Source organism: Natronorubrum sp. A-ect3 (genome assembly GCF_041821125.1).
Lineage (GTDB): Archaea > Halobacteriota > Halobacteria > Halobacteriales > Natrialbaceae > Natronorubrum > Natronorubrum bangense.
The window spans coordinates 449,750-472,136 of record NZ_JBGUBB010000002.1 but is presented as its reverse complement, the minus strand read 5'-3'; the positions used below and the strand labels follow the sequence as shown (position 1 = coordinate 472,136).

The window sequence follows — 22,387 nt, the reverse complement described above, 5'->3', positions numbered from 1 at the left end:
GAATCCGGGTCAATGAAGTTAAATTCCCGATAGCTATCGGGGGTATTCCGACAGCGCTCCCGAGACGAGTCTACGTATGGACAGCCAACGACTTCGACGAGTGTGCTGGGGTGGCCTCCTTCTCGGGGCGGGCCTCGCTGGTGTGTACGCTCGAGATCGGTCTCGAGCCGAGCGCTTGCCTGACGAGGGGACGATCATCACGGAACGTCACGCGACCGCCGTTCTCGTCAGTCGACGGATCGACCCCGGTCACGTCGAGACGATCGAAGACGAGATTTCGCGGACGTGTCTCGGATCCGATCCGAACCGCGTGCGTGGACTCGAGGCGGCGAGTACGGCATCGCTCTTTATTGACCGGAGCGAAACCGCCCCCGAACTCGTCTGGTACGTCGAACTCCCACGCGCGGTCGTCGACGAGTGGGACGATCCACAGTCGACAGTGGCGGACGCGTTTCCCGTCGATCACGACGTGCTCGAGCCAGTCGACGACCCGGACGAACGGACGGTGCTCGTCCACGCCGTCCATCCACGGCGACCGCGCACGATCGAACCCGGACGAAGCGGGACTGCACGCACTCTCGAGGAGTTAGGTGTCTCCACCCAGCCAGCCGTGGACGTCGAGCTGGTTCGAATGCGTCTCAAGCCCGGGTTTCCTGAACGGCTCGCAGACTGGTTCGAACGCCTGACCCAGCAGGTGATCTCCGGTAAGCGAACGCTCGACCGACTCGAATCCTGGAGCGCCGAGATGCTCGAGCAAGAACGGATGTACACGGAGTCGATCGTTCTCGACCGGCGCAACGGCTACACGCTGTATCAGTACATGGAAGCCAACGAGATGCAACAGGTGTACGACGCCTACTACGATACCTGGAACCCGGTCGCCCGGGGGGCCGAACACCTGATGGGGCGACTGCTCGAGAATCCGGCGTGCATCCTCGAGTATCCGCTCGAAACTGATTTCGAACTGCTGGCACACGCAATCGCCCCGGATCGTCCCCGGCGGATCAAGGACTGTCTCGAGACGGAAAAACGGTGAACGGTTGGCTCGAGGGCGACCTTATTCCGTGAACGTGATCCAGCCGTCGGGAGCCTGAGATTTCACGTTGTTCATCGCCTCGCGGGCCTCGGTGCGACTCTCGTAGGACTGGGTGCTCTCGGCCATCGTCGAGCCGTACTCATCAACCAGCCGCCACACCCAACCGTCCGCTGCGGTGTGGAGTTCGAAGGAGACGCTATCGATCTCGAGAATGCTCGCGTCCTCGATGAGCGACCGAACGTCCTCGAGGGCAGCGCGTGCGGCCTCGCTCGAGGCGTGGGTTTCGGTGCCGGTGGCGACCGTCTGGCCGTCTTCGTCGATGAGCCGCCAGCGCCAGCGGTCGTCATCGTCCGCGATCAGTTCGAAGGAGGCGACGTCGAAGTCGACCCGGCCGGCCATCGGTGCGAGTTGGCGAACAGTGTTGATAGTCGAGCGCACGGCGGCTTTCGACGGGGCTGTCTCGGCCGCGCTTGCGATCACCTCGCGGTCACGGTCGACGAGTTCCCACGCCCAGTCGTCACTGCCGTCCAGCCGGATGACCGCGTCCTCGATCGCGAAGATCGGCGCGTCGCCAGCGTGTGCCTGCAGGGTCTCGGCAGCGGCCATCCCTGCCCCGCGGTTGGCGTAGGAGACAGTCGAGTCGGCGATCTCCTCGCGGTCGCGGTCGAGCAGTCGCCAGTGCCAGTCGCCGCTTTCGTACAGTTGCACAGTGACGTCGCCGATGGTGTGCGTGGCTGCGCCAGCGGCCGCCACGCGGATGTCCTCGAGACTATCGACGAGTTCGTCCCGGGTCGGGTGTGCTATCGCGTCGTCCGCGACGACCTCGCCCGATGGCAGCACGAACCGCCAGTGCCAGTCGTCGTCGGCGTACGTCTGGAACACCGCTCGATCCATCGTTCGCACGTCGGCGTCGAGATGCTCGAGCAGCCGGTTCATTGCCTGTCGGGCGGCACCGCGGGTCGGATGCGTCTCGGGGTCTTCGGCGACGAGTTGCCCGCCCTCGTCGATGAGCCGCCAGCCCCAGCCGCCGTCTTCGTCGACGAACAGTTCGAACGCCGCGGTCTCGATCTCGAGCAACTCGGCGTCGGGGGCCTGCTCTTTGAGCGTCATCATCGTCTCTGCGGCCTCGCCACGCGATGTGTGTTCATCGCCGCTGTCGGCCAAGACGTTGCCGTCCTCGTCGATGAGTCGCCAGCGCCACTCGCCGGAGTCGGCCTCGTAGACCTGAAACGCCGCGTGTTCGAACTCGATGAGTTCGGCCTCGCTGGCTTGCTCGCGGACCCGCTGAATCGCCTCAGTCGCCGTGTCGGCGTCGGGATGGGGCTCGGTACTCGCGGCGACCACCTCGCGGTCATCGGTGACGAGCCGCCAGTGCCAGTCGGGAGTGGGCTCGCCGTCGTACTCGAGTGTGGTGCCGCCGTCGGGTTTCGCCGCGGGCTCGTCGGCCGTCACCGGCAGCGTGTCTTCGGGTTCGCCAGCGGCTGTCGCGTCGTCAGGATAGACTTCGTACGCCGCGTCCTCGATTTCGACGACGTCGGCCTCGAGGGCGTGGTCTGCGAACTGGTCGGCACTGCGCTCGACAGCTGCGTCTGCCGTCGTCCCACGGGGACTCCGCGCGACGATACGCTCGGTCTCGTCGACGAGTCGCCATCGTCGCTGGTCGCCCGAGTCGTACAGCTCGTAGGCCGGTTCGCCGGCGACGGTCACCGACGCGGATTCGAACGCGGGGAGCAACGCCTCGACAGCGGCTTCGGCATCGCGGCGACTGTCGAACGTCTCCGAGCAGGCGGCGACGACATTGTCGCGGTCGTCGACGAGCCGCCACGTCCAGCCCTCGAGTTGCTCGACGAGTTCGATCCCGACGTGTTCGACGTCGAGCAGTCGTGCGCGGCCGAACCGTTCGGCGAACTGGTGGGCAGCGTCCTCGGCCATCGCCTGCGTTTCGTAGCCCGTCTCGCTTCCGGCCAGCGGCGTTCGGTTGTCGTCGACCAGTTGCCAGTACCACAGGTCCCGTCGCTCGGCGTAGGTGAACGCGGCGCCATCGATTTCGATAACGTCCGCGTCGGGGCCGCGGTCTTTCAGAAAGCTCACCGACGTTTCGGCGCCGTCGCGGTCGGCGAACGCTCCAGTGCTGGCACCGACGACGCTCCCGTCGTCGCGGGCGAGGGTCCACTGCCACGTGCCGTCTCGATCCTCGTAGAGTCGAAACGCGGAGGTCGTCAACTCCATCAGCCCTGCCGAGCTGATCTGCGATTGCACGCGTTCGATACTCTCGGTTGCGTCGGGTCGCGTGACGGCACTTCCGTTGCTCGCAGCGAGCGCCTCGAGATGTAAGACGTGCCACCGCCAGTCGCCGTGTTCGTCTCGGAAAACAGCGAACTGTGCCCCTTCGATAGCGTCGCCGGTTAGCACAGCCGGGTCGTCGGTTGCGCCTTCTTCATCGACGAACATCCCTTTCCGTCCTGTTAGCACGGGCACGAGTGCGGTGACACCCGCGATAAGTCCGACACCGATCGTATAGACGGTGATGACCTGCACACTGTAGTCGACGCCGAGTTCCCGCCAGTTGTACGGATACGCCCAGCCGAAAAAGACGACGCCGGAAAGCGCAATGAGCAGTCCGAGCACGCTCGCGTAGATCCCGATCCGACGGACTGGCAACATCAACACGATGCCGAACAGACAGAGTGCAAGCCCTGCCGCCGCCGTCACACCTGATCCCCTGATCAGCGTATAGGAGTCAGCGCTCCCCGCGTAGCCGACGACGAACACGAACACGCCCGCCGCGCCGAGTATGTAGCCGAAGATGAACACCCAGTAGCCGTAGACGTCCGTGCTCGAGTCGGGTTCGCCAACGTAGTGTTCGTACAGTCGAAACAGCTTGTGGTGAATTTCACTTATTGAGGACATTCGTGGACTTGACTCGATAACTGAAATACACCATAATAAAGCTCCGGCCACAGTACAAATTCTAGATGTATTCGTTAAACTATGACTGATCAGTAGCGAAGACTAATCGAGTGATGACGGCCAGTTACCTCTCTGACGTGGCGGCCACCGGCACGCGGAACGGCACTCGAGACGGGACAGCACCGCTGTATCCGGGCGATCAACACCGCCGAGCGGCACGGGCAGCCGAGAGTCGGGTGATCGGTGACGGGCCGACGGCTCATGACGCAGTCAGGCGATTCGGAACCAAACCAGTCGAATAGCTGAGAAAAGTCGACGTATGTAATTTATTTTAACATTGCACCCGCCGGATGGGTCGCACAGACGGTCGGCTCGTAGCCGGCGTCTGACAGACCCGTCCCGAGTGCGAAGACGGTCTCGCCGAGCATCGCCATCGAGGCCTGCCCCCCGGCGTCTGCAACGTCCGCAATCGTCGCTGTAACCTCGTCGGTCAACAGCCCTGCCTCGCGGGCAAACAGCCGGGAGGCGTACATGAACGACAGCAGCGTCGGCTCCTCGACAACGCGGGACAGCGCCTGTTTCCCGGCCGCAGACAGCTGGTCAGTCTCACCGGAAAGGACCTCCGCCGTCGACAGTTCGCCGAACGAGACGTACTCTACGCGCGCCCGCTCGGGAATCGCATCAAGTTTATTCTCCTGTGGCCCGCCGGGCTCGAGACGGATCGGCACACCGCCGTGGGCCTGCGCGACCACGTCTCCCAGTCCGGTTCCAGCCTGTACTTCGGCCCCGTGGGCGATCGTGACGAGTTCGTTTCGCGACAGCTTCCGCTCGAACACGCGGTTGGCCGCAAGCGCGGTGCCAAGCGCCATCGCCCCCGAGACGCCGAAGCCGGAGCCGAGTGGAATCTCGGATTCGGCCTCGACGTGGGCCGGCGTCTCGAGCGTCTCGAGGACGGTTCTGACGGGATCGATCTCGAGTTCCTCGCCATCGAGAACGATCGTCGACTCGCCTTCGGGTGCGGGTGTGACCGTTACGTCGACACCGTCGGTGAGTGTCAGCCCGGCCCCTCGAGAGCCCGCTTTTGTCGGATCCTCGGCTGGGTGCGCGCTGAAAAAGCCCGTGATATGCCCCGGTACGAACGCGGTCGCCTCCTCACGCATTGGGGATGCTTGCGACCGCGGCGATATAACAGTGAAGATTCGTCACAGATTCAGTCACCCTCACCGGTACGATCCCTGCTCCGCCTCGAGGCCGCCAGAGACGACGATCCAGTCCGCTTGCGGACCGGTGAGGTCGACGGTCAACTCGTCCGTGTACCGGTTGCTGTTCCAGCCGCCGACCCACCACGAGTTCTCGCCACGGTGGGTGACCCGGATCGAAACCTCGGTGGACGGGTTCGCGTCGTACTCCGCGTAGACGACGCTCGCGTACTCGAGACAGCGATCCGTTCCGTCGAGACACGTTGTCTCGGTGACGTCGGCGCGTGGCTCGAGCACTGGCTCAGTACCGACTGGGTCGCGGGTCTCGATCGGCTTGTCGCTCTCGAGTCGGAGATGCAGCTCGTACTGTTCGCGGTCGCGGACGAACATCTCGGGGTCGTCCGGATCGTACTCCTCGGCCGTGATCCGTTCTGTCCGACCCAGGTCACCCTCCTCGACGAATCGGTAGTACTCGGGTTCGACGACGAACTCGTCGACGGTCACCTCGAGCATCGGGCCGCGGTCGGTCTCGACGAGCCGGCTCGAGAACGCCTCGGGTTGGGCGTAGTAGTCGCCGTCCTCGAGTGCGCCCGCGACGGATACCTCTCCGTCAGCGACCGGCACCGGGACCAGAATCGTCGCGTTCGTCAGCGTCCCGTTCGTCGACACCTCGACGTCGTAGCTGTACTCGCTCGTGTAGCTGTCCTCGGCGAGCGAGTCGGAGAAGAGGGCGAGTCCGCCGACCACGAGCGCAGCGACGACGACCAATCCCACGAGTATGATCCCGAGCGTGCGTTTATCTCTCATCGTGTTCCTCGAGCGGGCGATCCTCGCAAGTCGAGATACCGGCCACTAGCGGTCGATACGAGCGGTGGATTGGTAGCGGTATCGGACCGTTCCCGGCAGTGAAAATTCGGTTTTCGTGATCGACTCGAGTCGTCAGCAAGCGGCGAGCCCGCACGGGCTCAGACGCTGCCGGTCCGGCGAGGCGCTCGCACGCGAGCGTCTCGCTGGCACCCAGGTTTGCCGCCTACGGCGACAAACGCTGGCGATCTCGCGGGAACACCGTTGGACTCGCGTTGCTCGTCCAACGAGCTCCCGCTCGGCGAACAGCGACCTCGTCTACGGCGAGAGTCGCTGTCGATCTCGTGGGAACAACACAGCCTCTCGAATGTTGTCCAGTCCGAGGATCGTCATGATCAGGCGCTCGCCACCGAGGCCGAAGCCGGCGTGAGGCGGCATGCCGTATTTGAACATCTTCGTGTAGTACTCGAACTGCTCGGGGTCGAGCCCTTGCTGTTCGAAGCCTTCGATGAGCTTCTCGTGGCGGTGTTCGCGCTGGCCGCCGGAGACGAGTTCCATCCGCGGGTGCATCAGGTCGAAGCCAGTCGAGAGCTGGTCGTCGTCGTCGTGGTCTTTGATGTAGAACGGCTTGATCTCGCTCGGCCAGTCGGTGATAAAGTAGTGGCCGCCGACGTCGTCGCCGAGTGCCTTCTCGCCCTCGGTTGGCAGGTCGTCGCCCCAGACGAGCTGCTCGTCGAGTTCGCCCGTCGCGTTGATGCGCTCGATGGCGTCCTCGTAGCTGATGCGTGGGAACGCCTCCTCGGGCACCTCGAACTCGTCTTCGAGGCCGAGCGCCTCGAGTTCGTCGGCACAGTTCTCGGAAACGGCTTCGTAGGCGGCTTTGACGACGCCTTCGACGACGTCCATCGCGTCGTTCTGGTCACAGAACGCGCCCTCGAAGTCGATCGAGGTCGCCTCGTTCAGGTGTCGCGGCGTGTTGTGCTCTTCGGCGCGGAAGATCGGGCCAATTTCGAAGACACGCTCGACGTTCGAGCCGGCGATCAGCTGCTTGAACAGCTGTGGCGACTGGTTCATGAAGGCCTCCTCGCCGAAGTACGTGATCGGGAAGAGTTCGGTGCCGCCTTCGGTTCCGGTGGCGACGATCTTCGGCGTGTTGATCTCCGTACACTCGAACTCGCGGAACTGCTCGCGGACGGCACGCAGGATCTCCGAGCGGATCTCGAAGACCGCCTGCACGTCGTCTTTTCGAAGGTCGAGCGTGCGGTTGTCGAGTCGCGTCGAGAGGTCAGCGTCGACCTTCCCCGAGGGGTCAAGCGGCAGTTCGGGGTCGGCAGGGGCGACGACCTCGACGCTTTCGGGCGTGATCTCGACGCCCGTTGGCGCGCGCGGCTCCTCTTCGACAGCACCCGAAACCGACACGACGCTCTCTCGAGAGACGCCGAGGCCGGTTTCGACGAGCTCCTCGTCCATCTCGTCTTTCTCGAACTTGATCTGGATCTTGCCCGTGCTGTCACGGAGAATTAAGAAGGCGATGCCGCCGAGGTCGCGGATTTCGTGCACCCAGCCAGCGACGGTTACGTCGTCGCCCGGCTCAGCGTCGGCAGTATGGATTCTGTCCTGCATACCACCCGATTCCCGTCGCCGGAACTTAAGCGCAATCGTTCTGTGCCGGACGACGGCGTTCGAGACCGATTACTGACGCGATACGAGAGAGACTCGAGGGAGTGACCGGCCGATGAACGGGCTGTGGACCGTGACCAGCCAGCGGTTTCAGCGCTCGTGGACGGTCATCGGAATCTCGTGTTTCGGGCGCGCGGTTATCGTCGCCATCAGATCGAGATCCGTTCCGGGGACGAGTTCGAGGTGATAGTTCTGGTAGATCGTCGCGAGCATGAGCCGCGCCTCGAGCATCGCAAACCGGTCACCGATACACCGGCGCGGCCCCGCCGCGAACGGGAAGTAGGCGAGTTTCGGGAGATCGGACTCCATCTCGTCGGTCCAGCGCTCTGGCCGGAACGCAAGCGGGTCGTCGTACCAGCGCGGGTCGCGGTGGACGACCCACTGATGCATCCGAACCGTCGATCCCGGCTGAATCTCGTAGCCGCCGATGATGTCCGGCTTGACCGGTTCGCGGACGATTCCCGGCACCGGCGGGTAGAGACGCATCGACTCGTTGACGACCTGCTCGGTGTATGTGAGTTCCGAGAGATCCGCCATCGTCGGCGTCTCGCCGTCGAGTACCTCCTCGAGTTCGTCGACGAGTCGCTGCTCGGCGGCCGGGTTCGTCGCGAGGAGATACGCCGTAAACGTCAGCGAGAGCGCCGTCGTTTCGTGGCCGGCGAGCAACAGCGTCACGACCTCGTCTCTGATCTGCTCGTCCGAGAGCGTGGCTCCCTCCTCGTCGCTCATCTCGAGAAGTTTCGAGATGACGTCCTGATCTGTGGGGTTCGCCCGCCGCTCTTCGATCAATCGGTAGACGACGGCGTCGAGTTCCTCGCGTGCGCGCTGGATCCGGCGTCGGGACGGCGTCGGAATCGTCGGCGGGAGGACCAGATGCGAGAGACTCTCGCTCGCCAGCATGAACTCCTCGAGCGCGTCGCCGACGGTGTCGACAGCGTCGTCGATGTCGACACCGAACAGCGCCCGGGCGACGATCTTCAGCGTGATCTCCATCATGTCCTCGTGGAACAGCCGGGTCTGGCCGTCGTCCCACTCCTCGAGTCCTGCCTCGGTGAACTCGGTCATCATCGAAGCGTACTCCTGGATTCGGTCGGGGTGGAACGCAGGCTGGATGAGGTGGCGATTGCGTCGCCAGACCGCGCCTTCGCTGTTTAAGATGCCGTTGCCCGTGACCGGTCCAAGAATGGTCTGGAACCGTTCGCCTTTGACGTAGTTCTGGTTGTTCTGGACGAGTACCTGCTCGATGTAGTCAGGGTGGTTGAGCTGGTAGACGGGGCCACCTGGCTCTTCCCACTGGGCGATGTCGCCGTACTCCTGGGCTGTCGTCGTCATGAAATCGTACGGATCGCGAAGAAAAGCGAGCTGGTTGCCGACGATCGGCAGCCCGCTGGGACCGGGCGGCTGCTCGTCACGGACTTCGGGGGTGTCGCTGCTCATTGCTACTCGTTTCGACGGACGCAAGCCACCTATCTCTACGGCCGAGCATCCTCGGCACGCTTAATTACAACCCGCCCCGGTCTCCCGACATGCACGCACACTCGAGCGAACGGGTACGAACCCCACCGATGCACGCGCGACTCGAGGGATCGAGATGAGAGCCGCGACGGTGACGCTCTCGTGGAACCACAGCCACGAGAACCCGATCCCCGACGTCTTCGGTGTTGATGACGCGGTTTCCCTCGAGTCGATCCGCTACGTCAACCCTATTGGTGACGGCCGATACGTCGAACTCCTCGATCTGCGTGGCGACCTCGAGCGGGCGCGGACGCTGCTCGAGGACGCGCCCGAGGCGATCGAATACGACCTCGTCGGCGATGACAATCGGGGCGTCGCTTACGTCCAGTGGCACACTGCCGGGTTCGTCGGCGATCTCCTCTCGATCCTTGATCAGCGCGAGATCGTCATCGACTGGCCGATCACGGCCGTCGAAACCGAGACCGACCGCGGACTCGAGTTGACAGTGGTCGGGACCGACTGGGCGATCGAACAGGCGGCCACGGATCTGCCTGACGGCGTCGGCCTCGAACTCCACCGACTCGGCAGCTACCGCCCGCAGACAGCGCGGCAGTCTGCGACGCTCACCGAGCGCCAGCAAGCGGTCTTCGAACTGGCACTCGCGGAGGGCTACTACGAGGTGCCACGGGAGACGACCCAGCGCGACCTCGCCGACAAACTCGACTGTGCGACCGGAACCGTCGCCGAACACCTCCAGCGCATCGAATCGGCGTTCGCAAGCGCCTACGCTGCGTCGATCCACTCTCAGAATCGCTGACCCAGACGACGACGGTTTGACTCGAGTCAGTCGCTGACCCTGATCAGCTGTCTAACCCTGCGCTGGCTGGCACCACTCTCGTTTTTGTCCTTCACCGATAATCGACCAGTATGGATGACCTCGAGCGACTCGCCGCCGACATTCGGCGTGCAGACACTGTGGTTGCGTTTACTGGCGCAGGGATCTCTGCCCCCTCAGGTGTGCCGACGTTTCGCGGCGACGACGGCGTCTGGGAGCACTTCGACGAGGGCCAGTTCACCTACGGGCGGTTTCAGCGCGATCCGGAGGGGTTCTGGGCGGATCGCCTCGAGTTGCAGCGGGCGATGTTCGACGGCGAGTTCGAGCCGAACGCAGCCCACGAGGCGCTGGCTGCGATGGGGACGGACGGACACCTCGAGGCGATTCTGACCCAGAACACGGATGGGCTGCATGCGGATGCCGCCGACTCGGCTGCGAGCGACTCGAGTGAGACGACACTGCTCGAACTCCACGGCAACGCTCGACGCGTGCGCTGTTCCGACTGTGGGCGACGTACCGACGGCGATCCGGTTTTCGAACGCGCTGCCGACGGCGAGTTGCCGCCGACCTGCGACTGTGGCGGCGTCTACAAGCCCGACGTCGTCCTCTTCGGCGAGCAGCTTCCGGGCGCGGTCATCCAGCGCGCTCGAGCCCTCGCCCGCGAGAGCGACGTCTTCCTCGCGATCGGCTCCTCGCTGGTGGTCGAACCCGCCGCGTCGCTGCCCCGACTCGCCGCGTCACCAGAGACGACTGTGGGGATCGTCAACCTCGAGTCGACACCGGTCGACTCGACCGCTGATATCGTCTACCGTGAGGACGTGACGACTGTGTTGCCACGGCTTCGTGAGCTACTCGAGGCATAAAACAGCGCGCGAGTCGAAAAGGGAGCTGAACAGGTTGCGGTCGCGTCTGTCCGTCTCAGGCGTCGCGTGCCGCCTCGACCGTCTCACGGACGGCCTCGACACCTTCGTCGTGGGCGAGATCACCGACGACGATGACGTCCGCGTGCGTGGCCATTGTCGCGGCCGAATCGTAGTCGTGGATGCCGCCGCCGTAGAACAGCGTCGACTCCTCAGTTGCCTCGCTTGCGGCCTGGACGATGGCTTCGTCACCCAGCATGCCGGAGTACTCGAGGTAGACGATCTCTTGGCCGAACATCCGTTCAGCGACCTCTGCGTAGGCGGCGACGTCCTCGGCGTCGAGATCACAGTCAGCTTCGGTGTACGTCGCGACGTCCGCCTCAGGATTCATCACGATGTACGCCTCCGTCCACGTGCGATTCCAGTCCATGTCGCCATCGAGTCGGACCCACTCTTTGTGTGCGCCCGTGATCCAGAACGGCGACCCGGCGTTGAAGACGGTCGGAATGAGATAGCCCTCGAGCGCCCGGTTATCGATGACGACCTCGGGATTCGACGGCTCCTGATAGAGCGGCACGTCGTGTTCGGCACAGGCCTCGACGACGGCTTCCATGTTTTCCTCGGTGATGCCCATGGTGCCGCCGACCTCGATCGCGTCGGTGCCGGTCGCACAGAGGTCGCCGTAGGTGACGCCCTCGGGAAGCTCCTTGTCGGGATCGATCTTGAGAATGTGGTTCCAGTCGTCCCAGGGGCAAGCGGTAGTCATACCGCTCCGTTTCCCGACAACCGGCAAAAACGCTACGAATCGGCCCCCTCTCGAGAAACGGGCTCGAGGGACGCGCTCTCGGCCGTCGAGCGGTTCCGTCGACTGCGCTCGACCGTCAGCTTAGACGTACTCGAACCACTCGTCGTACGCGTCCGTTTTGCGCTCGACGATATCGAAGAACCGCGACTGGATGTCCTCGGTGACGGGACCACGGGAGCCGTTGCCGATGGTGACGTTGTCGACTTTCCGGATGGGGGTCACTTCGGCCGCAGAGCCGGTGAAGAACAGCTCGTCGGCCGTGTTGAGTTCGCCACGGGAGATCGAGACATCGTCGTGGACGGTGTAGCCGAGATCCTCGGCGATCTTGATCACGCTGTCGCGGGTGATGCCGTCGAGAATCGACTCCGAGAGGCCGGGCGTGTAAATCTCGTCGTCACGAACCAGGAAGATGTTCTCGCCGGGACCTTCGGCGACGTTGCCCTCCTTGTTCAACACGATCGCTTCGGCGTAGCCGTTCCGTCGGGCTTCCTCGCCAGCGAGCATGCTGTTGACGTACAGGCCCGTCGTCTTCGCGTTCGTCGGAATCTGGCTCGAGGCATGTTTGCGCCACGAGGAAATCATCACATCGATGCCGTCCTCGAGTGCTTCTTCGCCGAGGTAGGCCCCCCACGGCCACACAGCGACGGCGGTCCGGGTCGGGCAGTCTTTCGGGCTGACGCCGAGCGAGTTGTAGCCGTAGAAGGCGATCGGTCGAATGTAACAGGAAGGAAGCTCCTGGCGCTGAATGAGTGTTTTCGTCGCCTCGGTGAGTTCCTCCTTGGTGTGATCGATCTCCATCTCATAGGGCTTTGCAGACTGGAACAGCCGCTCTAAGTGTTCTTCCCAGCGGAAGATCGCCGGCCCTTCTTCGGTGTCATAACAGCGTGCGCCCTCGAAGACGCCGGTGCCGTAATGAAGGCCGTGTGTGAGCACGTGGACCTGCGCCTCGTCCCAGTCGACGAACTCGCCGTCCATCCAGATCGTGTCGACATCCATCTCGTCAAATCCCATGCTCGACTGTGAGGAAACCCACTGTAGTAAGTATTCGTGATTTGCGGGACGAGACCGCTGTTTGACACGGGCGATCGCCGTCACGGACACATCCCCGTAGACCGCCCTCGATCAAATCGATGCGCTACTCGCTACGGTCGCGATCCCGTGTCGCCTCGAGTGCGACGGCGACGGTACCGACGACGCCGACAACGACGGCGCCAAACTGGAGAAGCGTGACGAACGGCGATGGCGATTCGTCCGGCCCGCCGTCGTGATCGTGTTCGTCGTGATCGTGTTCGTCGTGATCGTGCTCGTGTGCATCCGACGCCGGACTCGCGTGGGCGTCGAACCACTCGCTGACGAACTCGCCATCGGGCGAGCCAGTGACGCGAAGCTCCCAGTCGCCGTCGGCTGGAAGCGTCTGGACGGTCGCGTAGGTCCCGTCGTCGGTTTCCTCGAGGTCGACATCGAACGTGTCGTCCGGGCCAGCTGCCGAGAGCCTGACAGTGCGGTCGGAGGCGACCGACTCCCCGTGATCGTCGAAGAACGCGAGCTCGAAGACGACCGGCTCACCTTCCGCAACGAGGAATCGGTCGTCTCCGTCGTCGCCTTCGACGGGGGTCACCGTCAGCGCGAGATCGACATCCCCCTCCCGTTCGATCGTCGCCGAGCCAAGCGTGTCGTCCCCGGCGACGGCTGCCGTCGGTGCCGAGGTCAACAGTCCCGAAAGCAAGAGCACGACGACGAGAACGCCGACCTCGAGGACGATGGCGCGCCTGAACGTGGTGATCGTCTCCCGTCCCGGCTGGCCGCCGTCCTCGCGGACCCCAGACTCGGACCCGCTCCCGAACAGTCGGCCACCGAATCCGGTGCGACCCGCATCCGTGGGGGACTCGAGGCGGCGAAGGAGGATGAACCGGGTGAACCCGCCCAGTCCGAGCGCCAGCAGGACCAGCAGCGTTTTCGCAGAGAGGGCAGTGCCGTAGACGGTCTCGCCGAGGGCCTCGAGCGTCGGGACGTGCCACGCCGCGAGGATGAGTCCGGTCGCACCGGCGAGTGTCACGCCGGCAAGGGCGAGCACCGAATAGCGACGGATCGTGTTGGCGGCGAGGGCCGTGCGATCAGCGGGGAGCGTATCGCGAAGTAGCGGCGGCACGACGAGTGCGAGAACGACGAGACCGCCGACCCACAGGCCCGCCCCGGCAATGTGTGCCAGATCGACGGTAAACCCCTGCAGACGGCCGATCGCTGTCGCCGAGTGGCTCGTCCAGCTTACAGTCCCGGCAACGCCGACTGCGCCGACGACCGTCCCGGCGAGCCAGCCACGACGCGAGAGCGAGCCAGCGACGGCTGCCCCGAGGACGGCCACGACCGCGGCAGCGAACGCGAGCTGTCCCAGCCATGCTTGGCCGAGGGGCAACCCAGCAAACTCGAGGAGCGTCCCGGGAACGAGCGGCCCGACTGATCGCGCCTGCACGAGACCGAGCGCGACCACCGACCCGAACAGCAGGACACTCGCTCCGGCGAGCAGCCGCGTGAGACGCCGATCGACCGACTGTGCCGACGCACCGACGCGGCCGGCAGCCGGGTAGACCGCAATCGAAGCCGTCAACGGCCCGCCGATGAGGGCGACGAGAGCGACCAGCAACAGCCCCTTCGCGGCGGTTTCGACCGGCGGAGCCGACTCGTCCGCGTCGTCTTCGTCGTCGTAGGCCTCGAGGACGGCGTCACGGTCAAGCGGGCCGTCGCCGACGCTGAAAAAGAACGTGCCGGATGTCGTATGGCCGTCATCGGCGAACACCTCCCACTCGACGGTGTACATCCCGTCAACGTCGTCGCGCTCGGTTGGGGCCTCGAGGGGAGTCCGAACGATCTGACTGTCGTCCGGATCGATCATCGCGTCGCCGCTGACGTCTTCGCCGTCGGGTCCGGTGACGGTGACGTCGGCGACCTGAACGCCATCGCCCGAAAAAAAGAGCGTGACGTCTTCAGGGAGCGTTTCGACCTGCTCGCCGTTTGCTGGATCGGCGTCGCTCAGATAGGCGTGGGCGGCAACGGGCGTTGCGACGGTTGCAGCCAGCACGATGGCGATGAGGACCACGGCGGCCACAGTCGCGATCCGGGATGGACGACGACGATCGGACGATTCGGTCGAATGCATCGGTTATCGGATGGTTCCGGTGTAGCCAGTGCCCGAGTCTCCGACGTACTGGATCGTATCGACACCGTCCTCGACGTCGACGTGGTCGACCACTTCCTGCGTGGACATATCGACGACGGCGACGAACCCGTCGGCGTCGGCGGGGGTGAGGAAGTACTCGTCACCGGCGACGCCGGTTCGGTGGAGATGATGAGCGTCCTCGGGTCGTTCGATGTCACCGACGGCAAGCGTATCGACGACGTCGAACGAGTCGAGGTCGATGACTGCCGCCTCGTCGTTCATCGTGTTAGCGGTGAAGCCGTAGATTGTGCCGTCGTCGTCGTAGTACCGCAGTGCGTCGGGGCCGCCCGCAACCGTGACTGAGTCGAGTTCCGTACTGTCGTCGCTCGTCGCATCGAGAAAGCGAATCTCGTCGCCGTCGAGCACACCGAGCAGTTCCTCGTCGGGCGTGAGATACATGCCGCCCGCGAACGCGAGTTCGTCGACGATCTCGTTGGTGTCGGTGTCGACGACGACGGTCTCGTCGCCGTACTCGAAGTAGGCGAGCCCGGTCTGTGGGCTGTAGGCTTTGTAGTGTGTGCCGCCGTCGTCGCCGAACTCGAGGAAGTCCGACCGCTCGTAGCTGTCCAGATCGATGACTGGCGCGCCCGGATCGTTGACGTTCGTCGCATAGCCCGTCGAGCCGAGGTCGTCGTGGTAGAGCAGTTTGCCGTGGCCCTCGCCCTCGAGGCCTGAATCGACGATCTCGGTGACCTCGTGTGAGCTCGTCTCAATGACGTAAAACGCTCCCTCCCCGTCGGCGTGTGCCCAGATCTCGTCGTCGTTTGGATGATACATGTGGGTTGCATCGGGGCCAATGTCGACTTCCGCGACGACCTCGCGGGACTCGGTGTCGATCACGAGCACCTGATCGAGCGAGCCTTCGATCACGTAGATCTCGCTGTAATCTGCCGTGATCTGCGGATCGCCCCAGTCGTTGTCGTCGATCCCATCGGTAATCTCGTCGACGACCGCCCCATCGGCCGGATCGACAATCGAGATCGTGTTCGGCGCGAACGCATAGGCGAGTCCCTCGCTGCCATCGCCGTTGTCACCGTTCCCGTCGGTGGTATCGGCACCGTCGTCATCGTCGTCACCGAGACAACCCGCCAGACTGATCGCGATTCCACCAGTTATTGCCTGTACAACACGCCGTCGTTTGACGGGTCGGCCCATATCGGCAATAATTATCTCTTCTGTATCTTGATTCTGGTTCGATTGGCGAACGCAGATCTCACTCGAGCAAGATGTGTCCAAAACAGACCGTCAGTTCCTATCGTAACAACTGAAAATTCGAGTACGGTTATCGCGCGTCGTGGCCGCTCTCGAGTAGCCCATCGACGAGTCGGGTGAACCGATCGACCAGCCGGTCGGGCACCGTTGGGGTGACCTCCGAGAGCAGTGGTGCGGTCCGTTCAGGGTCGGCAAGCGAGAGCGTGACCCTGTTGCGCTCGTCGTAGCGTTTATCGACGATCTCACACTCGACCAGATGATCGAGGTGATACTCGAGTGTGCTTCGGGCGATTCCGAGTTCGTCCGCGACTGCGGCGGGTCGGCTCGGGTCGTGCTCGATCAGGTAGACGACGATCTCTCGAGCCGTTTCGCGACGGAACAGCGCCAGCGCACCCCGTTCCCACTTGTCGTACTGTGGTGTGTAGTAGTGGGTCTGGCCGTAGCGCTCCTCGCGAACGAGGTCGTCAGCGTCGATCAGCCGACGGATGTGATACTGAATCTGTCCCGGTGCGAACTCCGAGGACCGGACGAGTTCGTTGAAGTGGATACCAGCGTTCGCCTGGACGTGCGCCCTGATTTGTTGTCGAGTGTCGCTCATGGGAATCGATTGTTGATCCGTGGTCATGCCCCCGTGATCGGGAGCCTGCTGATAGTTGTGGCTAGTAATGCTGGCCTCATAACGGGTTCTGATCGTTCCCGACGAGTGAGAACGGGTCATATGACCCGCATTGAGTACCAGCAGAGAGATGCCGTCAGCGCCGCCCAGCCACGACGATTCCGGACCGATCGACCGAAGCACATAGGTAACTCTCGCTCCGAAAGACGGTAGCGGAGATGGATCACACGAGCCCCTTCGAGATCGCGTGGCTGGACCCACAACTGGCCCCAGTGCTTCTCGGCGTCATCATCCTTGCCGTCATCGGGACAACGATCCTCTTTTGCTGTGGGATCGTGGCCTATTTGCGACGGCGATCAACTCGATATCTGCTGATCACGATCGTCCTCGGACTGCTCGTGGGGCGATCGCTCGTCGGTCTCGGGACCGTTTTCGGTGTCGTGCCGATGACAGTCCACCATCTCGTCGAACACGGCGTCGACTTCACGATTGCCGTGCTCATCCTGTATGCGGTCTATCGCAGCGGGCCGTTCTCAGGACAAAACGCTGAGGGCGACACCGACTCCGGTGCCGCCTTGTCGGACTCGAACGGCGACTGATACGGTCTGCTGTACCGATTGACCGGCACAACCACAGAACGGTCGTGGTCGCGCCGGCACTGACGGACAGCAGACCGTCTGACGGCGGCTACTGCAGTCGCTCGAGGATGTCTCGCCCCTCGAGATACGGGAACTCGTGGCGGGCGGCGTAGCCGCGGGCGTCTGTAGGCGTCAGTGCCTCACCGGTTTCGTCGTCTAACATCTCACAGACGACAACGGCAGACGAGAGGTCGGCGGCGTCGGCGAGTGCCACCCCGAGTTCGGTGTGTCCCTCTCGCTGTGCGAGAAGGTCGGGTGCGGCTTTCAGCAGGTGGACGTGGCCGGGGACGCGAAACTCCTCGGCGAACACCGTTTTTGAAGGGTGGGCCGCAGCCTTCCCGAGTGCCTGGATCGTCGTCGATCGATCGACGTCCGTGATCCCGGTGTACGTGTCGCGGTGATTGACCGTCAGCGAGAACGACGAGCGCTCGTCGTAGCCGAGTTCGTGGTCGCCCGTTGCAGGATGATCGATCGCCTCGCTGTAGAACGGGAGCTCGAACGCCTCGGCGACCTCGTGGCCGAGTGCGACACAGACCAGTCCACCAGCGTCGTTTCGCAGTCGGGCAACCGCATCGGGCGTGACGGCGTCAGCGTGATAGATCAGATCCGTCTCTCCCTCCCGGTCGGCCGCATCGTGGACGAGCACGGGTTCACCCGCCCGTAGCGACTCGAGGGCCGTCTCGAACGTGTCTGTCGCCGTGGTGGCACTGTCTGCGTTTGCGTTCGACCGCGGTCCGACATGGTGGCCAGTCATTGGCGATCACCCACGTAGACGACGACGTGATCATCGTCCTCGAGTTCGAGTTGCGTGCGGAGTTTGTCCGGCGCGATGACCTCGAGTTGGTCCTCATCGTGGTGGGTTCGCTCGGGAGCAATAATGTGGGCCGTCTCGTACCGGTCACCGTCGACTGTCTCGATCGTCGCCGGGTAACAGACTGCTGGCCCGTACGTTCGTTCCTCGTCTTCCCAGCCGTCGATCGGCACTGGCTCGAGTGCGCTGATGGCGCTTCGTCGACGGACGCTGTCGTCGCGCAGGTCGACGTTCAGCGTGCCGGGAAACGGCTCGTAGCCGAGTCGCTGCTCGAACTGGCGTTTGTACCCCGGCAGCGAGATGTAGTGACGTCCCTCTCCCATACCGCTGGTGATCGTGCCATCGAGTTCGATCTCCGACTCCGTCTCGAAAATGCGACGGTAGTCCTCGTACTCGGCGTGGAGCGCTCGTTCGCCGTCGTCGGTGATCGACACCCACTGGCCGTCGCTGACCGTATCGCGCTCGAGCAGTGTCGCACTCTCGAGCCGTTGGAGGCGTCGTGAAGCGGTCTGGTTCGATGCATCGAGACGATCTGCGAGGTGAGAACAGGAGATCTTGACGTCGCCCTCGAGTCCGCCCTCGAGTGCGAGCAGTTTGAGCACGGCGAGTTCGTCGTGCCCAACAGCGGACTCAGCTGACACTGGCATACCAGTGAGTTTGGGGGGATCGCTCAAAAGCATACCGAATGTGGCATGCGTAACGAAACTGTGATAGAGTTCTCGAGCGTTTATCCGCAGTACCAGTTCGTTGGAGAGTTAATGCAAAAAGCCATCGGTCACGGCGTTGTCTCAAACGTCCGGTGGGCTGTCAGTTCCGGCACAACCGCGACCCGTGGTGTGATTTTGCTGGGACACAGGACAGCTAGCAGTATCAGAATTCGCGTGCGATGGCCTCGTCGATCGCGACGACACGCTCTGGATCGTCGGTCCAGAACCCGTCCCAGACGCGTGGCTCGTCCTCGAGACAGACCAGGGCAGATCCGTCGCCGTCGGCAGGGTCGTCAGGGCGATAGACGACGAACCAGGCGTTTCGATACCGCTGTTCCGTCCCGCTGTGGACGGTGACGTCGAGATCGACTGTCGCATCGTCGACGCCATAGACGTGCACATCGACGTCGCTCGTCGCCAGTTCCGTGTACACCTCGTGGGTGCCGATCTCGTCGGTGATCCGAGAGAGGTGCTGGAACGCACTGCGTAGCGTGCCACTGCCACCGTTCCAGGCCAACTGTTCGATGCGGCGGGAAACGATGATCAACAGCAGCTTCTCCTTGTGAGCGAGCGGATAGCCACGCAGCCGGAGCTGGGTCTCGTCGAGATTCGCGAGCACGTCCGGAAACTCGATCTCGCCGAGCCCGCGTGTGCCGGTCACGAACAGATCAGAGTTGATCGCGAGAAGCGACTCGTAGATGTCGGCCATTGGCGAGATAGCCACGAGGACGCCGTCCTCGAGGAGCACAGCGACGTCACCGTCACCGGCCTCGAGATCGAGATCGTCAGTGAGTTCGAACGTGTCGGTGGCCGCCGTCTCGACGGTGATCGGCTGTGTCTCGAACGTCTCGTCGAGCATCGCCTCGAGCGGGCCGGGCTGGTCGTCGCCGACGACGGCAATCGTCGCCGTCGGAGGGCCAGTGTCCTCGATGAACGATCGCAGGGTCATCTACGGGGACCGTTGCGGCTAGAAGAGCTAAAGAGTTCGTTCAACCGATTTATCTGACACCTGTGGTGACGACTTGATAGCTGAACACATCCATCGGCAGGACTCCCGTGTGATCGGTGTCTCAACTGTTTCAAAAAAAGCACCTGCAAGTGGTGTGACTCCGAGTTTTGCTGTCAGTTACCGGTCACTGAATCGCGCGCCCAGAACTCGCTGTCTTTTTTCAGCTTTGGAACCCACGTGTCTTTCGTCTTCGAAAGGAGCGCCACGCGGGACGCTGGCACCCCTTTGCACTCCGTAAACTCGGGCATGTACTCCTGGACTTGCTCGGTGAATTCGACGACTTCCTCGTGGTCAGGCATCGCCGAGCGGTCCAGTCGTCCCTGCGAGTGACCCACGTGCATGTAGGCTTTCATCTCGATGAAGTCCGGATCGGCCTGCTGGAAGAAGCCGGCGTACCAGTCGGGGTGGTGCATGTTTTCGCCTTTGACGAGCGTCGTCCGCAACACGGTGCGGGTCTCGTCCTTTTCGGCGAGGACATTCATCGTCTCGAGTAGCTTTTCCCAGGCGTCGTCTTCCATCGCGCCGACGACTTGATCGAAGGTGTGGCGTTCGGGAGCGTCGACACTGACATACAGCTGTGTGGGATCACACTCTCGAAGCACCTCGGGTCGGGTCCCGTTCGAGACGAGGAATGTGGTGATATCGCGGTCGTGGAAGGCTTCGATGAGTTCGGGCAGATAGGGATACAGCGACGGTTCGCCGTCGAGCGAGATGGCGACGTGGCGAGGCTCCATCGCCTGGTCGAACACCTCGCGTGGGACCTCCTCGTTGCCACCGAAACCGGAGAGGAGTCGTTTCTGGAGTTTGAGCGAGGCGTCGACGACGGCTTCTGGGTCATCCCACTCGACGTCGTCCATCTCATACGAGTGGCCCTGATGGTCGCGCCAACAGAAGACACAGCGCTCGTTACACCGCACGACGGGCGTCATCTGGATACAGCGATGGGACTCGATCCCGTAGTAGATGTTCTTGTAACATTTCCCCTCGCCGCGCAGGGCGTTGGCCGTCCAGCCACACGTCTGGGCAGCCGTGTGGTTCTCGCTGTGATAATCTGGACTCGAGACCTGCATCGCACCGCCGTCGCCGTCGCCCTCGTTCTGTTCGGCGTCGGATCCGGTATCGACGCCTGTCTCGGCGGAATTGCTCATGTTGCCCTCGATTGGGTGGGCGCAGACAAAAACCGTGTGGTGTGGGTTGATGCGAGCTGTTGCCCCCGTTTTGCTGTCTCCGCAGGCCGATCGCAGATGCACTGGCACGAACGGCAACAGCCCGTCTGCGTTACTTGCCGGAGTTGTGTGGGAGTTCGCCCGGTTCGGCGGGCTCGTCGTCCTCGGTCGACACTTCGCGCTCGAAGCCGTACAGGACCAACCCCGTGTTGGCGGTCAGGAGAATGCCTGTCATCGGGGCTGTCGGGACGAACAGATACAGTCCGACCCCAACCGCGAACGTCCCTGCGGCAAGCGCGGCCCACAGCAGCGGCCGCGAGACGTCGACACGGATGGCGTCCCAGTAGATCGCACCGAAGAGCGCACCCGTCGCCACGAGTCCGAAAACAGCGACGAGGGAGTCAACGACCATACACAGTGGTTAGTGAGCCACCGCAAAAGCGTTCTGCGTTTCAGACCGAGCCCCGGACACGCTCGAGCACCGCCAGCGTCCCATCCGCGTGGACCTCCTCGAGCACCTCATCAGCGGCTGCTTTGGCCATCTCGTCGGCGTTCCCGACGGCGAAGCTCCGGCCGACGGTGTCGAACGACGAGACGTCGTTGATCGAGTCACCGACGGCGACGGCCGCCTCGAGGTCGATCGGAACGTGGTCAGCGATCGTCTCGAGACCGGCGCCTTTGGTCGGGTTCGTGTCTTTGACGTGGTAGGCGTAGCCGGTGTCGATCACCTCGAGGCCGTGTCTGGCGGCAATCTCGCGCAACGGCTCGATTGGCTGCTCTAAGTTGATGGCAATCTCGGTTTCCCGCCAGCGATTGACGGTGTCTTCTGCGCCCCAGCCGAGCGTGTAGCCGGCGGCGCGGTACTCCTCGGTGACGGCTTGGGCGGCCTCACGGTCGGCTGTGAAGAAGACGTCGTTGCCGGTGTAGACGACGCCCCCGTTTTCGGCGACGACGAGTTCCGGAATGCCGGTGAAATGACAGAGGGCGACGGGGTAGGGAAACGCCTTCCCGGTCGCGATGACGACGGGGGCCTCCCAGTCGCGGATCGGGTCGAAGACGCGCGGGTCGATGCCCCACCCGTCGGGCCGGGTCAGCGTGCCGTCGATATCGAGCACGAGCGGTGGATCAGCAGTCATAGCCGTCACTCGAGGGCTTGGTGACCTAAAAGAGTCGGTTCGAGAGTGCAAGAGCGCTGGACAGCAACCGCGACTGTCGCTCACTCCATCGAATGCCAGCGAGCAGAACACACTTGTTTTTGTGAATACTATTCCAGATATGATTGAAATTATTATCGTCCCCATGATTTATGTCGCCCTCACAGCGTACGCGGTCTATTTCGGAGTGTTGAAAGCATTAGAGGCGTTTTTCGGGCAGCAAGAAGACGCCGACTCGTATACGGTTTCACCACCGGACCGGTGACTGTCGGTCGG

General features: G+C 63.3%; 22 protein-coding genes. 6 read left to right on the top strand and 16 right to left on the bottom strand.

Going from position 1 to position 22,387, the window contains the following annotated elements; translation table 11 throughout:
- Nucleotides 1–76 precede the first annotated feature (76 nt).
- Entirely contained in the window at nucleotides 77–1,036 is a 960-nt protein-coding gene (locus ACERJA_RS08935; protein WP_373607857.1) for a hypothetical protein, read from the top strand.
- A 21-nt stretch (nucleotides 1,037–1,057) separates the two neighbouring features.
- On the opposite strand, the gene ACERJA_RS08930 is transcribed toward ACERJA_RS08935, so the two are convergent.
- Entirely contained in the window at nucleotides 1,058–3,946 is a 2,889-nt protein-coding gene (locus tag ACERJA_RS08930) for a DUF1508 domain-containing protein (protein ID WP_373607856.1), read from the bottom strand.
- Between the two features lie 113 nt (nucleotides 3,947–4,059).
- Here ACERJA_RS08930 and ACERJA_RS08925 point away from each other — a divergent pair, with 113 nt between their 5' ends.
- Nucleotides 4,060–4,248: a hypothetical protein gene (locus tag ACERJA_RS08925; protein WP_373607855.1), complete on the top strand. Its 189-nt coding sequence runs from the start codon at nucleotides 4,060–4,062 to the stop codon at nucleotides 4,246–4,248.
- Between the two features lie 24 nt (nucleotides 4,249–4,272).
- Here the strand turns inward: ACERJA_RS08925 and ACERJA_RS08920 are convergent, their stop codons facing one another.
- The 4 genes from ACERJA_RS08920 to ACERJA_RS08905 form a co-directional block, all read right to left on the bottom strand.
- Nucleotides 4,273–5,106 carry a pantoate kinase gene (locus ACERJA_RS08920; protein WP_373607854.1) on the bottom strand — a complete coding sequence of 278 codons (834 nt, stop codon included), beginning with the start codon at nucleotides 5,104–5,106 and terminating at the stop codon, nucleotides 4,273–4,275.
- Nucleotides 5,107–5,166: 60 nt separating this feature from the next.
- Complete coding sequence (locus ACERJA_RS08915; protein ID WP_373607853.1) at nucleotides 5,167–5,952, bottom strand: hypothetical protein; 786 nt, start codon at nucleotides 5,950–5,952, stop codon at nucleotides 5,167–5,169.
- Between the two features lie 315 nt (nucleotides 5,953–6,267).
- Nucleotides 6,268–7,572, bottom strand: coding sequence for an aspartate--tRNA(Asn) ligase (gene aspS, locus ACERJA_RS08910; RefSeq protein WP_373607852.1), 1,305 nt, complete (start codon nucleotides 7,570–7,572; stop codon nucleotides 6,268–6,270).
- A 147-nt stretch (nucleotides 7,573–7,719) separates the two neighbouring features.
- Nucleotides 7,720–9,066, bottom strand: a complete 1,347-nt coding sequence (locus tag ACERJA_RS08905; protein WP_373607851.1) for a cytochrome P450 — start codon at nucleotides 9,064–9,066, stop codon at nucleotides 7,720–7,722.
- A 154-nt stretch (nucleotides 9,067–9,220) separates the two neighbouring features.
- On the opposite strand from ACERJA_RS08905, the gene ACERJA_RS08900 reads away from it, so the two are divergent.
- On the top strand, nucleotides 9,221–9,901 hold the full coding sequence (locus ACERJA_RS08900) for a helix-turn-helix domain-containing protein (protein ID WP_373607850.1): 681 nt from the start codon (nucleotides 9,221–9,223) through the stop codon (nucleotides 9,899–9,901).
- Nucleotides 9,902–10,011: 110 nt separating this feature from the next.
- A complete protein-coding gene (locus ACERJA_RS08895) occupies nucleotides 10,012–10,782 on the top strand; it encodes an NAD-dependent deacetylase (RefSeq protein WP_373607849.1) in 771 nt (256 codons plus the stop codon).
- Nucleotides 10,783–10,837: 55 nt separating this feature from the next.
- Here the strand turns inward: ACERJA_RS08895 and ACERJA_RS08890 are convergent, their stop codons facing one another.
- From ACERJA_RS08890 to ACERJA_RS08870, 5 genes are all read right to left on the bottom strand, one after another.
- Nucleotides 10,838–11,545 carry a phosphoglycerol geranylgeranyltransferase gene (locus tag ACERJA_RS08890; protein ID WP_373607848.1) on the bottom strand — a complete coding sequence of 236 codons (708 nt, stop codon included), beginning with the start codon at nucleotides 11,543–11,545 and terminating at the stop codon, nucleotides 10,838–10,840.
- Between the two features lie 120 nt (nucleotides 11,546–11,665).
- Complete coding sequence (locus ACERJA_RS08885; RefSeq protein WP_006064592.1) at nucleotides 11,666–12,595, bottom strand: branched-chain amino acid transaminase; 930 nt, start codon at nucleotides 12,593–12,595, stop codon at nucleotides 11,666–11,668.
- A 124-nt stretch (nucleotides 12,596–12,719) separates the two neighbouring features.
- Nucleotides 12,720–14,738 (bottom strand): FixH family protein, encoded by a 2,019-nt coding sequence (locus ACERJA_RS08880; protein WP_373607847.1) that lies wholly within the window; start codon nucleotides 14,736–14,738, stop codon nucleotides 12,720–12,722.
- A 3-nt stretch (nucleotides 14,739–14,741) separates the two neighbouring features.
- Nucleotides 14,742–15,953, bottom strand: a complete 1,212-nt coding sequence (locus ACERJA_RS08875) for a hypothetical protein (protein ID WP_373607846.1) — start codon at nucleotides 15,951–15,953, stop codon at nucleotides 14,742–14,744.
- 127 nt (nucleotides 15,954–16,080) lie between these two features.
- Entirely contained in the window at nucleotides 16,081–16,608 is a 528-nt protein-coding gene (locus ACERJA_RS08870) for a winged helix-turn-helix transcriptional regulator (RefSeq protein WP_373608469.1), read from the bottom strand.
- Nucleotides 16,609–16,844: 236 nt separating this feature from the next.
- Here ACERJA_RS08870 and ACERJA_RS08865 point away from each other — a divergent pair, with 236 nt between their 5' ends.
- Complete coding sequence (locus ACERJA_RS08865; RefSeq protein ID WP_373607845.1) at nucleotides 16,845–17,225, top strand: hypothetical protein; 381 nt, start codon at nucleotides 16,845–16,847, stop codon at nucleotides 17,223–17,225.
- Between the two features lie 88 nt (nucleotides 17,226–17,313).
- Here ACERJA_RS08865 and ribB read toward each other — a convergent pair whose 3' ends face one another.
- The 6 genes from ribB to ACERJA_RS08835 form a co-directional block, all read right to left on the bottom strand.
- A complete protein-coding gene (gene ribB / locus ACERJA_RS08860) occupies nucleotides 17,314–18,018 on the bottom strand; it encodes a 3,4-dihydroxy-2-butanone-4-phosphate synthase (RefSeq protein ID WP_373607844.1) in 705 nt (234 codons plus the stop codon).
- Nucleotides 18,015–18,722 carry a DUF120 domain-containing protein gene (locus ACERJA_RS08855; protein WP_373607843.1) on the bottom strand — a complete coding sequence of 236 codons (708 nt, stop codon included), beginning with the start codon at nucleotides 18,720–18,722 and terminating at the stop codon, nucleotides 18,015–18,017. Before ACERJA_RS08855 ends, ribB begins: the two co-directional genes overlap by 4 nt.
- Before the next feature lie 223 nt (nucleotides 18,723–18,945).
- Complete coding sequence (locus ACERJA_RS08850; RefSeq protein WP_373607842.1) at nucleotides 18,946–19,731, bottom strand: DICT sensory domain-containing protein; 786 nt, start codon at nucleotides 19,729–19,731, stop codon at nucleotides 18,946–18,948.
- A gap of 173 nt (nucleotides 19,732–19,904) precedes the next feature.
- A complete protein-coding gene (gene twy1 / locus ACERJA_RS08845) occupies nucleotides 19,905–20,939 on the bottom strand; it encodes a 4-demethylwyosine synthase TYW1 (protein WP_373607841.1) in 1,035 nt (344 codons plus the stop codon).
- 130 nt (nucleotides 20,940–21,069) lie between these two features.
- Nucleotides 21,070–21,369: a hypothetical protein gene (locus ACERJA_RS08840; RefSeq protein ID WP_373607840.1), complete on the bottom strand. Its 300-nt coding sequence runs from the start codon at nucleotides 21,367–21,369 to the stop codon at nucleotides 21,070–21,072.
- A gap of 40 nt (nucleotides 21,370–21,409) precedes the next feature.
- Nucleotides 21,410–22,093: an HAD-IIB family hydrolase gene (locus ACERJA_RS08835; protein ID WP_373607839.1), complete on the bottom strand. Its 684-nt coding sequence runs from the start codon at nucleotides 22,091–22,093 to the stop codon at nucleotides 21,410–21,412.
- Between the two features lie 139 nt (nucleotides 22,094–22,232).
- Here ACERJA_RS08835 and ACERJA_RS08830 point away from each other — a divergent pair, with 139 nt between their 5' ends.
- Nucleotides 22,233–22,376 carry a hypothetical protein gene (locus ACERJA_RS08830; RefSeq protein WP_373607838.1) on the top strand — a complete coding sequence of 48 codons (144 nt, stop codon included), beginning with the start codon at nucleotides 22,233–22,235 and terminating at the stop codon, nucleotides 22,374–22,376.
- The last annotated feature ends 11 nt before the right edge of the window (nucleotides 22,377–22,387 follow it).